Genomic DNA, 14,348 nt, shown 5'->3' on the forward strand with positions numbered 1-14,348 from the left:
GCGTATAGTCTCGCGCACTGCTGCATTAATATACATTACATTTCTGTGATCTAAATGACCAAAAGTGTTCAGCGAACATTTGACATGTCCCCAGTAGCCATCCAGCTTGCTTTGAATAGCGGTGGGGTGAGAGCACTAGGGACTTGACGCCATTCGCCGCCCACCACTGCGCAGGACGTTCGCCTGGGGGGGGGTACTGGACGCAGTGCGAAGCAGGCGTGTCTACGTATCGGCCCGGAGCGCTCCTGTGAGGTTTCTGGCTGACCCGAACCCCGAAAGTGCAGCGGCTTCTTTGGTCGATGATCCTTCTTCGAGGAGGCGCCTTGCATTTCCTAAACGCTCGTTCCTCAACGTTGCGGAAGGTGTAGTCCCTTTGGCTTTGAACGCTCGTAGAAGGTACGAGCGTGACACGTGGAGATCGTGAGCGATGGACTCAACGCTGGTGTTGTTATCTGTAGCCATTGACCCAATGAGAGCCAGCCCACGCCGGTAGACTGCGTTCAACGAGTCAGTGTCGGCGCGTAAGTCTGCTCTGACTGCTGTCGCCTTCGCGAGTTCTTCTAGGCCACGCTGGATTTGTATGAACCCGGGTTGAAGGCCTTTAGGAGGGTCTTGGAGTAGGGCGAAAGTCGCAGCTTTGAGGATGCGCAAATAGACCTCGCTTGATTGCCCGGTCAACATTTCTTGGTGTTTGCGGGCTTCGGCGGACCTGAATATAACGAACATGCATGTCGTTGTTGACCTGCACTCGGCGCCGGTGATTTCTTCTGGCTGGACGATTGCGACATCGAGCGGGTTCAGGTCGGCTGAGGTAGTCGTTGCCTGCAGTGTCAGCATCCCCGCCAGGCAGGCGTGAAGCACTATCCGATTACCTGTGGGCAGATCCTTGGGGGGAGTGTATTTGAAGGTTGCTGGCCCGTGACTGTAGCGCGCGACGACGAAGTCATCGTTGAGCACGGCGTCACCTTTGAACCTGAGCAGAGCGGGGTCCGATGTCAGGTGCCAGCCCATGGAAGCAAGAAACGCGATCGTCTCCGAAACTCCTGCCTCGGCGCTCGTATAGCCACGATGTCGATCCAATCCGCCCTTGTGCGAAGTATCCACTTATCCTCCCAGCGTCGCTGAACTCGTCGATCAGGACGCCAACGTCGAGAAGGACTTGCGCATCTCTTTATGTGATATCCGATTATACCGAAGCAGTGTCGCTCTGAACTGCGCGAAGGAGCTTCGGAGAGCCTCTTCGTGCATCAATAGCCGTACAGCTGTGCGCGGAGTTATACGATCGGGGGCGACACCTGCATGGGAGTGCCACCATTTGGTAACCCAGATTGTTGAATCGTAATTGATGGATCGTCCCCTTTGTGTTTCCCAGTCCCCTCGTGTTCATAGTGTTTTCGACCTGGTCGGAGGCCTTTCCAGAGGTTGGCAAGTACGCTGAAAAGGAGATTACGACTAGCGAGCGAACATGGGTATAGGTTTATGCTCAGCGGTCTATTGCCAGGTTGGGCACCTGAACGCGGACACACCAGCATTTTGCGAATAAGTGATGAATCTCGCATAGCGATTGGCGCCGCTTCCACATATCCCGCGACCCCTATTTGCATTCAACGGCAACATTTCTTCGAAGCACTCGAACCACCGTGCACAGAGGGGCGCCATCGCACGAGTTTCGCCGTGCTGAGTCTCGAGATCAACACGTTCGACGATCCAGGACTTCTCGAACAATTGTTCACCGACAACTACGTCGGCATGGCACCCACCACACCTGGGTATAGGAAACAGACGACGACTACCGCGGACGCACGAACGATCTCAAAGAGATTTCTTTACACCGAGCCTTCGAAACATCTGAACCAATCGACAGTCGCGAGTTGATCGGTGTAGAGTTGACCGACATCCCAGAATTGGATCTCTCTTTGCCGCGATCGGTACCGAGCACGTTGCATCAGACTCAGTGGAGCCCAAGTTAACGGTGGTGTTCGCAGTGCACCGTTTCTACACAAATAGGCTGTAATGGCGCATCATCATGTATCAGATCCTCACTGCTTATCACCGTCTGCTCCGAGGCCAAAGCAGTGACCATTCCGAACTCGAGTCTTACGGCGAATACTGCAAAGTTGAGGCCGAGCACACTAGCTCGTTTCATCTGGATTCCAGCGATGTTCAAGATTAGTTGGCGTTCCTCGAGAACGCGTCCTGCAGGCTACCGGTATTTCCCCCTCCCTCTCGGTGTTAGCAGTGACGACCAAGGTCTCTAAGCAGGAGGTCGTGGGGGTTACAAAACTCGCTGCCACTGTCTCCGAGGCTCTAGAAGAACTTAGCGACGTGATGCAAGAGCGTATCCACGAGTTTCTTGGAATCGTGAGCCTCGCCCTCGTGGCAACAGTCATCAGGGCCGTGCTCCCAGCGCCACAAGTACCCACTGTTCCCGTACATCTCAATGCCAACAAGCAGACAAAGACAACAGGATCCATGCTGGCAGCATTGGCTGAACGCACCCTCATGCGCGGTGGAGTTTATGCTGTGATTGGAAACCCTGGGAACCGGCAGTGGTGGTTGCGCGGCGGGCATTTTCGGTCAGCGTTAGGGGGTCTCATCGGAGCCATACCCCTGAGGGGAGTCATGTTCATAGGTGATATCACTCTAGGAGCCACTGCGGGTATGTTCAGCGGTCTCGTCGGCGTACTTATGATTGAACGGGTGCCAAATGAGGCGCGAGGAGAGTTTTTGGAACTCAAAACGCAAACCACGCCACAGCACCACCTGTAGGTATTACTGTGGCAGTTGTGCTCATCGAGATGGATGATCTTGTTCTCGTAGGGCTCGTCGTGGCCGGCATCTGGGCGGTAGTAGCCGTGTACGCGCTGCTTTCTCCCGCATTACAGACATTGCAAACACCAACATCAGCATCTAGAGCACTCAACCCATCCGGGACAGAAAGCGACCAATGACTCATGACCAAGGCGTGAAAAAGGTGAATCGCCTATCCCCGCACGGCAGGCGGGCTGACACGAACAAGGAAAAGGCGGAGGCCGCCAAGCGGCCGGTCGTCAAACGCGTGCTGATGGTTGNTCATACGCGCTGACCATTCCGAAGGCTGTGGACAGGTGCAGAGTTGGCGGCATCTGCGTACTCCTTGACGCTCTCGCTCGAGCAGACCCTCAGACGGAGATCCAGGCCGCGCCGGAAGATTCCGGCGCGGCCTGATTGATTTGAGACCACACAAGCCCGAGACATAAGACTCGCGTGAAGGGCAATCACCCCCACTGCAGCCAGGTGGTCTTGAAGTCCGAGTAGTTCTCCAGTGCATGTACCGACAGATCCCGACCAAATCCGGACTGCTTGAACCCGCCGAAGGGAGTCGTGAAACCGAGGGCATCGACGGTGTTCACAGAGACCGTGCCCGCGACGAGGCGGGACGAGACCCGATGGGCCCGGGCCATGCTGCCGGTCCACAGTGAGGCCGCGAGCCCATAGGGCGTTCCGTTCGCCTTCTCGATCGCTTCGTCCTCGGTGTCGAAAGGCGTGACGAGAGCGACAGGACCGAAGATCTCGTGCTGGTGGAGGCGGTGGTCGGCGGGCAGGTCGGTGACGATCGTAGGGTCGATGAACGCCTTGGACCCGTTGATCTCCGGGCGATTGCCGCCCTTGATGATGGTGCCGTCCATCCGAGCCTCCTCGACACACTCCCACACCTGGTCAGCATGCTTCTCAGAGACCAGTGAACCGATCGCCGTCTCAGGGCCCAGCGGATCGCCGGGCTGGAAGCCATCAGCCGCAGCTTTGAAAAGTTCGAGGAACTCCTCGTACACGGGTCGTTCGACGAAGATGCGGGAGTTCGCCGAGCACACCTCGCCTTGGTTGTAGAAGGCACCGAATGCCGACTTCTGGGCTGCGGCTTCGAGGTCGTCGCAGTCGGCGAAGACGATGTTCGAACTCTTCCCACCGGCCTCCAGGGCCAGACGTTTCATGTTCGATGTCCCGGCATACTGCTGGAGCTGCATGGCCACCTCGGTGGAACCGGTGAAGCCGAGCATGTCGACGTCCATGTGCATGCCCAGCGCCCTGCCCACGACCGATCCGCGACCGGGGACGACGTTGAGGATGCCTGCCGGAACTCCCGCCTCGGCAGCGAGTTCGGCCAACAGCAGGATTGAGTGCGAGGCTTCGACCGGGGGTTTGACGACGAGCGCATTGCCTGCCGCCAGGGCTGGAGCGATCTTCCACGTCGCGATTTCCAGCGGGTAGTTCCACGGCACGATGATGCCGATGACCCCGAGCGGCTCACGGGTCACCAGAGCGGTCGATCCTACCGGCGTGACCGGGATTTCGTCCGTGGTCTTCTCGATTGCCTCCCCGTAGAAACGGTAGAGCGCGGCGGAACCAGGGGCATCGATCGTCGAAGATTCCCCGATCGGCTTGCCCATGTCGAGAGTGTCGAGCAGAGCGAATTCGTCGGCCCGAGCCTCGATGAGATCAGCCAGGCGCAGCAGCACCTCGCGACGATGCGTCGCCGAGGTTCGTGACCACTCCCCGGATTCGTAGGCCGCACGTGCCGCACTCACCGCAGCATCGACATCGGCCTGTCCGCCGAGGTGGAGCTGCGAGATCGTTTCACCGTTGGCAGGGTTCGTCTTCGCCTGGGTGTGGCTCGAGCGCGCGTCGACGCGTTTGCCGTTGATCACGGGGCGTCCGTCGATGGTCAGCTTCGCTGCCTTGTCATGCCAGGTTGTGGCGATGCCGGTGGGCGCTGAGACGGTGTCAGTCATGGGAGAGTCTCCAGTCGTGTGTGGTGGGATGGATGGCTAGGCGCTCGCCGAGGCGGTTGCCGGGGTATCGAGATCATCGTCCTTGAGGAGGTCGATGCCTTTGGTCTCTGGAATCGAGACCACGGTGATGATGCCGACGACGCCGACGACGGCCAAGAAGAAGCCTGGGCTGAGCATGCTGCCGGTGTTCTCGATGAGCCAGGTCAGGGCGTAGGGCGCGGTGCCGGCGAACAGAGCGGCCGTGAGTGCATAGGCGATCGAGAGCCCGGTCTGCCTGGTCCGCGTCGGGAAGAGCTCGACGACGGTCACGGCGTGAGTGCCGAGGATGATGGCGAGGATGAACGCCAGCCCGAAAGTCGAGACGAACGCGGCCAGGTCGGACTGGACCTGCATGAGCATGAACAGCGGGATCGCGAGAACTGTCAGGGAGACTGCGGCCGTCATGAGCACGGGTTTGCGACCGAACTTGTCGGAGGCGATGCCCGACAGCGGAACGATGATGAGTCCGAGTGCCGAGGCCAGGGTCGAGAGCAGGGCCGCTCGGCCGGGATCGAAGCCCAGCTCGGTCTCCTGGTAGGTGAGCAGGTAGACGAGGACGACATAGAACGTGACGTTCATGAAGATCTCCATGCCACACGTCTGGAGGAACTGTTTCGGGTTGCGCTTGAAGACCTCGCGCAGCGGTGACTCGGAGACGGTCTCCATCTTCTGCAGCGCCTCGAACTCTGGAGTGTCCTCGATCTTGCGGCGAATGTAGAGGCCGACGAGACCCAGTGGAACGGTGATGAGGAAGGGAATCCTCCAGCCGCCCGCCAGCACCTGTTCGGGGCTGAGCACCTGGGTGAGCAGAAAGACGACGAGAGAAGCGAGGAGGAATCCGAGCAGGGAACCGAATTCCAGCCAGCTGCAGCCGAAGCCTCGGCGCTTCCTGGGCGAGAACTCGCCGAGGAACGCCGCCGCACTGCCGAACTCGCCGCCGGCAGCCAGGCCCTGCACGATGCGTGTGACGATGAGGAGGATCGGCGCGAGCATCCCAATCGTCTCGTAGGTCGGCAGAATGCCGAGGACGAGAGTCGAAGCCGCCATGGCAAGGATGACGACCGAGAGGGTGACCTTGCGTCCGAGCTTATCGCCGAGGCGACCGAAGATGATCGCACCGATCGGACGAACGAGAAAGGAGACCGCGAATACGGCGAAGGTCGCGAGCAGTCCTGCGGTTTCGTCGCCTTCAGGGAAGAAGATCACTGCGATCGTCGTCGCCATATAGGCGTAGACGGCCCAGTCGAACCAGTGGACGAGTACGCCGATGGATCCGGCGGCGACGCTTTTCTGCAGGCCCTTCTTATAGGCCAGATCATTCGCATCGGTAGGGTGTGCACCGCTCATATCGAGTTCCTCCTTTGGAACCTCAGGTCCGCCGGGGACCTTGTGGTGTGGTGTTGCTTGCTGTGCGTGTGGCCTCTGGCTGAGACCGATGGTGTGGGTGGTTCAGGAACGCCGGGCGCTGACGTCTGCTGCGGTCCACGCCAGAGCCGTCGCGCCGTCGAGGAGCGTGCGTTCGGCCTCTTCCCCGACACAGGATTCGGCGAAGGCGGCCTGGTGGTTGCTGGCCTCACCGCCGACCCCGATATAGGGGTGAATGGCGTTGACGATCTGGGACACATTGCCCATATCCGTCGAGGCGCGATTCATCGTGGCCGCAACCGGGTCGACGTCGAAGCTGCGTCCAAGGGCGATGGCATTGCTCCGGTAGGACTCCAGCGCTTCCTCATCGGTGCGCATCTCGGCATATCGCTTGCTTTCCGGAGTGATCGATAGGCTTGCTCCGGTGGCCAGCGCTCCTGCTTCGAAGCAGTTGATGACCTGCTTCTCGACTTCGAGCAGTTCGTCGGTCGATTCGGCCCGGACGTACCATCGACCCTCCGTCTTCGCCGGGATCGCGTTCGGTGCCTCACCGCCGTTGGTCATCACACCGTGAACCCTGACCGTCTTCGGCAGCTGTTGGCGCAGCAGACCGAGGGCCACCTGGGCGACGAGGAATGCGTCATTGGCGTTGATGCCGCGTTCCGGGTAGGCGGCGGCGTGAGCAGCTCGGCCGGTGTATTCGACATGCCAGTGCGTCACGGCGAAGGGCTCGGCTTCGGCGACATCGACGGGTGCGGGGTGAGCCATGAGGGCGAAGTCGAGCTCAGTGAACGCGCCGCGTTCGAGGAGTTCGATCTTCCCACCGCCGCCTTCTTCGGCCGGTGTGCCGATGACCTCGACCGTGATGCCGAGTTCATCGGCGACTGTGGCAAGGCCGATGGCCCCTCCCACGCTCATAGCGGAGATGAGATTGTGCCCGCAGGCATGACCGAGTCCTGGCAGAGCGTCGTATTCGGCGAGGAATCCGATGGTGAAGTCGCTGGTGCCGAATGTTGCACGAAAGGCGGTCTCGAGTCCGAGGTAGGGATGTTCGACGGTGAATCCGTGAGCGGCCAAGACGCCGGCCACCGAGGCGGAGGACCGAAATTCCTGCCAACCGAGTTCGGGGTCGTCGTGGAGCGAATCGGACAGACCGATGAGTACCGGGCCCACCTCGGCGAGACGGGCCGCGATCTGATCCTTCACGGACTGATCTGCAGTCGTCACTGAAGCGGCGCCCTGCGTCGTGGACTGTTCGACGTCGGTGGGCTGGCTCATCGCTCGTCTCCGGGGACACCGTAGGACGGTGAAGCCACGGGATTGAGACCGCGGGTGATGTAGTCCTCGCGTTGGGGCATCCAGATGTCGAGAAGTTCACCAAGCTCTCCGATGGGATCCTCCTCGGCCCAGTCCACGCGCAGATCAGTCACCCTCCACCCGGCGTCGCTGACGACGGCGAGCCCGGCCGAATGCACGGGACCGGCTTCTCCGCCCGCGTCGAAGGCGGCCTGGAAGGCTGCGAAGAGGCGACGTTCGATTCGCCCCTTCGATTCCAGGGCGGTCTCGATGAAGGCATCGAGGACGTCGAGCGACTTGAGCATGTTTCCACCGGCCACGGCATTCTGCTCGGTGCGGACACCGAAGATCCCGAGCGCCTCGGCGCCGGAATGGGCAGCGGTGTTGCCGCCGCCGTCGATGACGAGGATCTGGCGGTAGGCGATGATCTCGGACTCGACTTGGTCGACGATGGAATCCAGGGCAAGCTGCGCCGGCTTCCCGGTTGCCATCTCGTCGAGGATCCGCCCGCCGAGGCGAGGGTCCGTAACGTTCTGCGAGTTCACTCCGCCGATTCCGTCGGCCAGGTTGAGACACCGGGCGGACACGGCAGGGGAGGACGAGGCGATCGCGGCACCGAACTCACCGGTGTCGGGATCGTGGAGGAGGAGGGAGAAGGTCACTTGGCCACCTCGGCGGGGGCGGTGGTCGCGGTGCTGGGTTCGCTGATGACGGCGGTGGCGTCGATTTCGACGAGCCATTCGGGTCGGGCCAGGGCCTGGACGACGATGCCCGTCGAGACGGGGTAGACGCCCTTGAGCCATTTGCCCACGGTGCGGTAGACATCCTCGCGGTAGCGGGGATCGATGATGTAGATGGTGACCTTGACGATGTCCTCGAGCCGACTGCCCGCCTCTTCGAGGAGCATGGCGATGTTGGACATTGCCTTCTCTGCCTGCGCGGTGACGTCACCGATGCCCACGGACTCGCGAGTCTCCAGGTCCTGGCCGATCTGCCCGCGGAGATAGACGACACCACCGGCGACGACGGCCTGGCACAGATCGTTGTCGAGATTCTGTTCGGGGTAGGTCTCTTTGGTGTTGAACATTCTCAGACGTGTGTGCGTGGGTTCGGCCACTGCGGTCTCCTCTTCGAGCTGATCGGAACATGTCGAACGGGTTGTGGAGCCGTTCGGTGTGTGGTTCCATTCTCGGAAACATCGGAGTATCTGTGAAATAGTTATTATCTAGAGACTCCATCTGAAAAACAGATTCCAAATCTGAAGAATAACTTCACTGACGAAGAGGTCGCCATGGTCCACAGGTTCTCGATCACGCTCACCCAACTCTCGTACTTCGCAGAATGCGCGAAGACACTGAACATGACGACGGCCAGCCAGGAGCTCCACATCGCCCAATCGGCGGTGTCCACGGCGATCAATCAACTGGAGAAGGCACTCGGTGCCCCGCTCTTCGTGCGCCAGCACTCCAAGGGCCTCGTCCTCACTCCCGCCGGTGAAGGGCTGCTGCACGAGACCCGCCAGATCTTCGGGCTCATCACCGATGCGGTCGAATCGATCCAAGCCGGGCAGAACGAGGTCCGCGGCACGATCGTCCTCGCTTGCTTCAAGACCCTGGCCCCGTTCATCCTGCCCCAGCTCATCGGGCGGCTCAACGAACGCCACCCCGAGCTGTCGATCGAGGTTGTCGAGGGTGACCACGAGGAGTGCATGGCCGCGCTGCGCAGTGGGCGGGCGGAGATCGCGATCAACTACGACCTCACCGACGCCGAAGGCATCCAGGCCCAGCGGGTCGGCGAGGTGCGACCGCACGTCATCGTCGACACGAACCACCGGCTGGCCGGGAAGAAGAGAGTCAAGCTGTCCACGCTCGCCGAGGACCCCCTCGTCCTCCTCGACCTGCCCGACAGCCGCGAGTACTTCCTCACCATGCTGCGTTCGGCCGGCATCACTCCCAAGGTCAAATACAAGTCCTCGAACTACGAGACCGTGCGCTCGATGGTCGCGATGGGGCTGGGGTTCTCGATTCTCAACCAGCGCCCCGACATCGAACAGACCTACACCGGTGCGAAGACTGCGATCCTCGAAATCGCCGACCCTGCGCCGAGCCTTCGCCTCGTCGTCTCGGCATTGTCGCAGGCGGCAGGAACAGCGAAGGCGAGGGCCGTGACGGCGATGATGCGCGAGATCTTCGCCGAGGCGGCCTCAGACGAGGGTTCCGTCTGATCTAATCGATTCGGCTGAGTTCGGTGCTTTCTGCTGTGCTTTGAGATACCCGGAAATGATTGACCAAAGTCGGCTGCATCTATTCAGTAGATGCAATTGACCGTCAACAACTATTGGCATTGACACTCTCACCTGCGGTTTGCTGGATCCCGAGAGAGCGACGAGAAACGTCGGCTCACGAGCAAAGACGCAAGTGCCGTATCTGCAGGTCAGGTGCGGTTTTCGAGAACAGGAGTGTCCCATGTCGGGCAAAGAGACCGAGACCACCGAAGTTGTCATCATCGGCGCGGGCCAAGCCGGAATCGCGATGAGCGAGCATCTGCAGTCCAGGGGAGTTGCCCACATCGTCCTGGAGAAGAACCGGATCGCCGAGGCCTGGCAGTCGAGGCGCTGGGACTCCCTCGTCGCGAATGGCCCTGCCTGGCACGACCGGTTCCCCACCCAGGAGTTTGCCGACGTGGATCCCGATGGATTCGCGACCAAAGACCAGGTCGCCGAATACTTCCGCACACTGGTGGAACGCAAGAACCTCCCTGTGCGCACCGGAATCACCGTGACCACAGTGACCGAACGCGAGAAGGCCCGCGGCTACCTCGTCGATACCGATCAGGGCACCATCGAGGCCGACTTCGTCGTCGCCGCGACAGGCCCTTTCCAGACTCCGACCATCCCGGCGATCATCCCTGAGAGTTCCGGGATCACCCAGATCCATTCGAACTCGTACAAGAACCCCGCACAGCTGGACGAGGGGGCCGTGCTCGTCGTCGGCGCTGGATCATCGGGGGTCCAGATCGCCGCGGAGATTCAGAAGTCCGGCAAGAAGGTCTATCTGGCCGTGGGCCCACACGATCGCCCACCGCGGGCCTATCGCAACCGCGACTTCTGCTGGTGGCTCGGGGCCCTGGGCAAATGGGACCTGGCAGCACCACCTGTCGGGGCTGACCACGTCACCATCGCCGTCTCCGGTGCAGAAGGTGGCCACACTGTCGACTTCCGTGACCTCGCGGCCTCGGGCATCACCCTGCTGGGACGCGCGAACTCTTATCTCCACGGCACACTGCAGATCGGCTCCGACCTGGGCAGGAACATCGCCCGCGGCGATGACAACTATCTCTCATTGCTGCGTGAGGCCGACGACTACATCGAACGCAACGGCCTCGACCTGCCACCCGAGCCTGAAGCACATGTGCTCGGCCCTGATCCCGACAGTGTGACGAACCCGATCCTCGAACTCGACCTTGCTGACGCGGGCGTGACCACCGTGATCTGGGCGACCGGATTCGGTGTCGACTACTCCTGGCTGCAGGTCGACGGTGTCCTCGACGAGCGAGGCTACCCGGTCCAGCAGCGCGGAGTCACACCTGTTCCCGGCATGTACTTCCTCGGTCTGCCGTGGCTGTCGCGTCGCGGTTCGAGCTTCATCTGGGGGGTGTGGCACGACGCGAAATACCTCGCCGATCAGATCGAGATCCAGCGGAAGTACCGCGACTATGAGCCGGATCATAACGCCCTCCTCGACCGCGCAGTATCGTAATGAATATGACCGAAAGCGCTTCTGCACCCACCCGTACTGAGACCGATTCGATCGGCAGCCTCGAGATCCCCGACACCGCCTATTGGGGTGTGCACACTGCTAGGGCGATGGAGAACTTTCCGATCACCCGCCGCCCGGTTTCTGTCTACCCTGACTTCATCCGCGCCTTCGCCTGCGTCAAGCAGGCCGCGGCACGGGCGAACCTTGAAATCGGTGCCCTTGATGAGCAGCGAGCCGACCTCATCGACGCCGCCTGCGAGGAGATCAAGGGCGGGCGGCTCCACGACGAGTTCACCGTCGGCGTGATCCAGGGAGGGGCAGGTACCTCGACGAACATGAACGCCAATGAGGTGATCACCAACCGTGCGCTCGAGATCGGTGGGCACGCGAAGGGCGACTACTCGTTCATCAACCCCAACGACCACACGAACCACAGCCAGTCGACGAATGACACCTACCCGACGGCGATCAAGATTGCACTGGCCTTCTCACTGCAGAACCTCCTCGGCGAACTCACGCTTTTAGCCGATGCCTTTGCCGCGAAGGGTCGCGAGTTCTCCCACGTCATCAAGGTCGGTCGCACCCAGCTCCAGGACGCGGTGCCGATGACCCTGGGCCAGGAATTCAACGCCTTCGCCACTACCTTGCGCGAGGACGTGCAGCGGCTCGAAGATGCGGTCGCACTCCTCGGCGAGGTCAACATGGGCGCCACTGCGATCGGAACGGCGATCAACGCACCCGTCGGGTACAAGGAAGCGGTGATCAAGCACCTGCGCACCATCACCGGACTCGAACTCGTCACCGCCGGCGACCTCGTCGAATCCACCTCGGACACCGGGGTCTTCATCACCTTCTCCGGGGCGCTCAAGCGCAGTGCTCTGAAGATGTCGAAGATCGCCAACGACCTGCGTCTGCTGTCCTCGGGACCACAAGCCGGCTTCGGTGAGATCAACCTGCCGGCCCGCCAAGCGGGCTCATCGATCATGCCCGGCAAGGTCAACCCCGTCATTCCCGAGGCGGTCTCCCAGGTCGCCTACTCGGTCGCCGGTGCTGACGTCACCGTGTCCATGGCCGTCGAGGCCGGCCAGCTCCAGCTCAACGCGTTTGAGCCGGTCATCGCCCATTCCCTGTTCCAGTCGATCACCTGGCTCGAACGTGCCTGCCAGACCTTCCGCGTCAACTGTGTCAACGGCATCACCGCCAACGAGGCGGCCCTTGAGGACACCGTGGCCCGTTCCGTCACCGTCATCACCGCTCTCGCCCCGGTCATCGGCTACGCCCCTGCCGCACAGCTGGCCAAGCAGGCGCTGGCGACGAATGAACCGATCTCCGACCTCGTCGTGAAGCAGGGGCTCCTCGACCGAACCCAACTCGAGGAGATCCTCAAGCCTGAGCGTCTGACCGGTTTGCCTGCCGATCACGGTGTGGAGAACTCGGCCGACAGCACCGAGGCGGTTCCCCGGGATGAGATGACTTCCGAGATCCCAGTGGTGCAGTCTGCGCAGTGAGGTCGTTTCGCCAGTCACAAGAGGTCGCGCAAGGCAGTCGACAGCTCAGTGATTCCGCAGCACGAGTGACTCCCACGCAAAGGTCGCGACCCAGTGAGAGGCCATGTACTCGTCGGAGACTGCCGCTTCGAGTCCCGGGGCCATGAGGTGGTCGACCATTGTGAGGAGGCCCCTCGCGTGGTCGCCAACTTCATGATTCCCCGAGTGTTCGGCGGATGAGAGCAACTTGGGTGCCAGGCGCATCAGCGACGCGGCGACCGACAGCCCGAGTCCGTAGAGGTGACTCTGCTGCCCGTCCGTGGGATCGATGACCTCGACTGGTGTGAGCGCGGGTGATTCCGGCGTCAGTTCCGACAAGAAGTCCGGCAACCAGACGGCGAGCTCGTCCTCGGTCAGCACCTCGGTCATGAGCTCGGCCTCGCAGAGCCCGGGGGAGAGGAAGTCGTGGCCGCTGCGCTCTTGTCGGAAGTTCCAGGCCTGGTCCTCGGCATAGAAGCGACGGGCAGCCTCGGCGATGGCGTCGACGACATCACTTCGGTCCTGTGTGCGGGCACCGATGAGGATGCGGCGCAGAGCGAACGCCGTGTTCGAGTGGACTCCGTGGCGTACCGGCTCGGGGACCTTCGGCAGCCACTCGAGGACCAGCTCGAAGACGGTAACGGCGAGGATCTGCGTATGCTTTCCCAGCGTTCGCAGTTCAGAGTTCTCACTGGCGTTGAGAGCTCGGTTGAGGTCGATGGCCCATGCCCAACCGTAGGGTCGTTCCCAGCTCGGGTTGTCTCGGAGGAAATCCGCCTCGGCGCGCATATTATCCTCGCTGAGGTGGGTGGAGAGTGTCTCGATGGCTTCGTCTCGCCAATCCGCACTACGGGCAGACTCGGTGCCCAGAAGTGACGCCAACAGATAGTGCATGTGCACGCTGGAGTGCCAGTCGAACGAGTTCGCGAAGGCCGGGTTCTTCTCGCTTGCCGGCACGATGTCGATCAATCCGCGTGCGACGTGGTGGGAGGCGAACGGATAGTCGCGGGTGATGTTGGCCAGGGCCACCTCGGCGAAGGGACGGACGAAAACTTCAGGTGTTGGCATTGATCCTCATCTGCTCGGGGTCCCTATTTTACTTCGCCGAACAGCGCAGGCGGCTAGGCTGGGAATACAGGGAGCAGGGCCAGCAGGAGGCAGGTGAGCCGTGACGACGTCACCCCGAGTTTTCGGCAAGACCGTCGATGAGCACACGCGGTGTGTGCACTATTCGACCGAACTCGACATCATCGCCATTCGCTTTGCCTGCTGCGACCGGTACTTTCCGTGCCATCTGTGTCATTTCGAATGTGCTGAACACTCGGCCCAGCAGTGGCCCCGCGAGCAGTGGAATCAGAAGGCCATTCTCTGTGGACACTGTTGGACGGAGCTGACGATCGAGGCCTACCTGGGAGTGAGCGCGTGCCCGGATTGCGCGGCACCATTCAATCCGCGCTGTGCGGCACACGCGGATTTCTACTTCAGCTCCCAGTAGAGGCACCTCGGCGCCCCGCCTGACTGCACATGTGGTGACACAGCGCGCGTAACCTGGCAGGAGCACGCTGCACTTGGAACCACTGATTCTCCATATCAAT

General features: G+C 61.3%; 12 protein-coding genes. 5 read left to right on the top strand and 7 right to left on the bottom strand.

The features are described 5' to 3' along the window. Window positions 1-222 precede the first annotated feature (222 nt). On the bottom strand, window positions 223-1,104 hold the full coding sequence (locus tag FO013_RS12740) for a helix-turn-helix transcriptional regulator (RefSeq protein WP_143922951.1): 882 nt from the start codon (window positions 1,102-1,104) through the stop codon (window positions 223-225). A 1,134-nt stretch (window positions 1,105-2,238) separates the two neighbouring features. Here FO013_RS12740 and FO013_RS12745 point away from each other — a divergent pair. Beyond that, the gene (locus FO013_RS12745) at window positions 2,239-2,769 is read left to right on the top strand and encodes a hypothetical protein (RefSeq protein ID WP_143922953.1); all 531 of its coding nucleotides are present in this window, start codon (window positions 2,239-2,241) and stop codon (window positions 2,767-2,769) included. 488 nt (window positions 2,770-3,257) lie between these two features. On the opposite strand, the gene FO013_RS12750 is transcribed toward FO013_RS12745, so the two are convergent. The 5 genes from FO013_RS12750 to FO013_RS12770 form a co-directional block, all read right to left on the bottom strand. Continuing rightward, a complete protein-coding gene (locus FO013_RS12750) occupies window positions 3,258-4,769 on the bottom strand; it encodes an aldehyde dehydrogenase family protein (protein ID WP_143922955.1) in 1,512 nt (503 codons plus the stop codon). Window positions 4,770-4,805: 36 nt separating this feature from the next. Further along, entirely contained in the window at window positions 4,806-6,155 is a 1,350-nt protein-coding gene (locus tag FO013_RS12755; RefSeq protein ID WP_143922957.1) for an MFS transporter, read from the bottom strand. 102 nt (window positions 6,156-6,257) lie between these two features. Further along, entirely contained in the window at window positions 6,258-7,451 is a 1,194-nt protein-coding gene (locus FO013_RS12760; RefSeq protein ID WP_143922959.1) for a M20 family metallopeptidase, read from the bottom strand. Next, on the bottom strand, window positions 7,448-8,131 hold the full coding sequence (locus FO013_RS12765; protein ID WP_186293095.1) for a DUF1028 domain-containing protein: 684 nt from the start codon (window positions 8,129-8,131) through the stop codon (window positions 7,448-7,450). The genes FO013_RS12760 and FO013_RS12765 overlap by 4 nt, the downstream gene beginning before the upstream one ends. After that, entirely contained in the window at window positions 8,128-8,586 is a 459-nt protein-coding gene (locus FO013_RS12770) for a RidA family protein (protein WP_244223240.1), read from the bottom strand. The genes FO013_RS12765 and FO013_RS12770 overlap by 4 nt, the downstream gene beginning before the upstream one ends. A gap of 174 nt (window positions 8,587-8,760) precedes the next feature. On the opposite strand from FO013_RS12770, the gene FO013_RS12775 reads away from it, so the two are divergent. The 3 genes from FO013_RS12775 (at window position 8,761) to FO013_RS12785 (ending at window position 12,735) form a co-directional block, all read left to right on the top strand. Beyond that, on the top strand, window positions 8,761-9,693 hold the full coding sequence (locus FO013_RS12775) for a LysR substrate-binding domain-containing protein (RefSeq protein ID WP_143922962.1): 933 nt from the start codon (window positions 8,761-8,763) through the stop codon (window positions 9,691-9,693). 241 nt (window positions 9,694-9,934) lie between these two features. Then, entirely contained in the window at window positions 9,935-11,227 is a 1,293-nt protein-coding gene (locus tag FO013_RS12780) for a flavin-containing monooxygenase (protein WP_143922963.1), read from the top strand. Window positions 11,228-11,232: 5 nt separating this feature from the next. Beyond that, on the top strand, window positions 11,233-12,735 hold the full coding sequence (locus tag FO013_RS12785; RefSeq protein ID WP_143922964.1) for an aspartate ammonia-lyase: 1,503 nt from the start codon (window positions 11,233-11,235) through the stop codon (window positions 12,733-12,735). 45 nt (window positions 12,736-12,780) lie between these two features. On the opposite strand, the gene FO013_RS12790 is transcribed toward FO013_RS12785, so the two are convergent. Continuing rightward, window positions 12,781-13,821, bottom strand: coding sequence for a DUF2891 family protein (locus tag FO013_RS12790; protein WP_143922965.1), 1,041 nt, complete (start codon window positions 13,819-13,821; stop codon window positions 12,781-12,783). A gap of 187 nt (window positions 13,822-14,008) precedes the next feature. Between FO013_RS12790 and FO013_RS12795 the strand changes: the two genes are divergently transcribed. Beyond that, window positions 14,009-14,248 carry a CHY zinc finger protein gene (locus FO013_RS12795; RefSeq protein WP_313900588.1) on the top strand — a complete coding sequence of 80 codons (240 nt, stop codon included), beginning with the start codon at window positions 14,009-14,011 and terminating at the stop codon, window positions 14,246-14,248. The last annotated feature ends 100 nt before the right edge of the window (window positions 14,249-14,348 follow it).

The sequence above is a fragment of the Brevibacterium aurantiacum genome, from assembly GCF_007558825.1.
Lineage (GTDB): Bacteria > Actinomycetota > Actinomycetes > Actinomycetales > Brevibacteriaceae > Brevibacterium > Brevibacterium aurantiacum_A.

Bases quoted from the DNA above. Each gene is read 5' to 3' on its own strand.
- FO013_RS12750 (WP_143922955.1), bottom strand. From the start codon at position 4,769: ATGACTGACACCGTCTCAGCGCCCACCGGCATCGCCACAACCTGGCAT.
- FO013_RS12755 (WP_143922957.1), bottom strand. From the start codon at position 6,155: ATGAGCGGTGCACACCCTACCGATGCGAATGATCTGGCCTATAAGAAG.
- FO013_RS12760 (WP_143922959.1), bottom strand. From the start codon at position 7,451: ATGAGCCAGCCCACCGACGTCGAACAGTCCACGACGCAGGGCGCCGCT.
- FO013_RS12775 (WP_143922962.1), top strand. From the start codon at position 8,761: ATGGTCCACAGGTTCTCGATCACGCTCACCCAACTCTCGTACTTCGCA.
- FO013_RS12780 (WP_143922963.1), top strand. From the start codon at position 9,935: ATGTCGGGCAAAGAGACCGAGACCACCGAAGTTGTCATCATCGGCGCG.
- FO013_RS12785 (WP_143922964.1), top strand. From the start codon at position 11,233: ATGACCGAAAGCGCTTCTGCACCCACCCGTACTGAGACCGATTCGATC.
- FO013_RS12790 (WP_143922965.1), bottom strand. From the start codon at position 13,821: ATGCCAACACCTGAAGTTTTCGTCCGTCCCTTCGCCGAGGTGGCCCTG.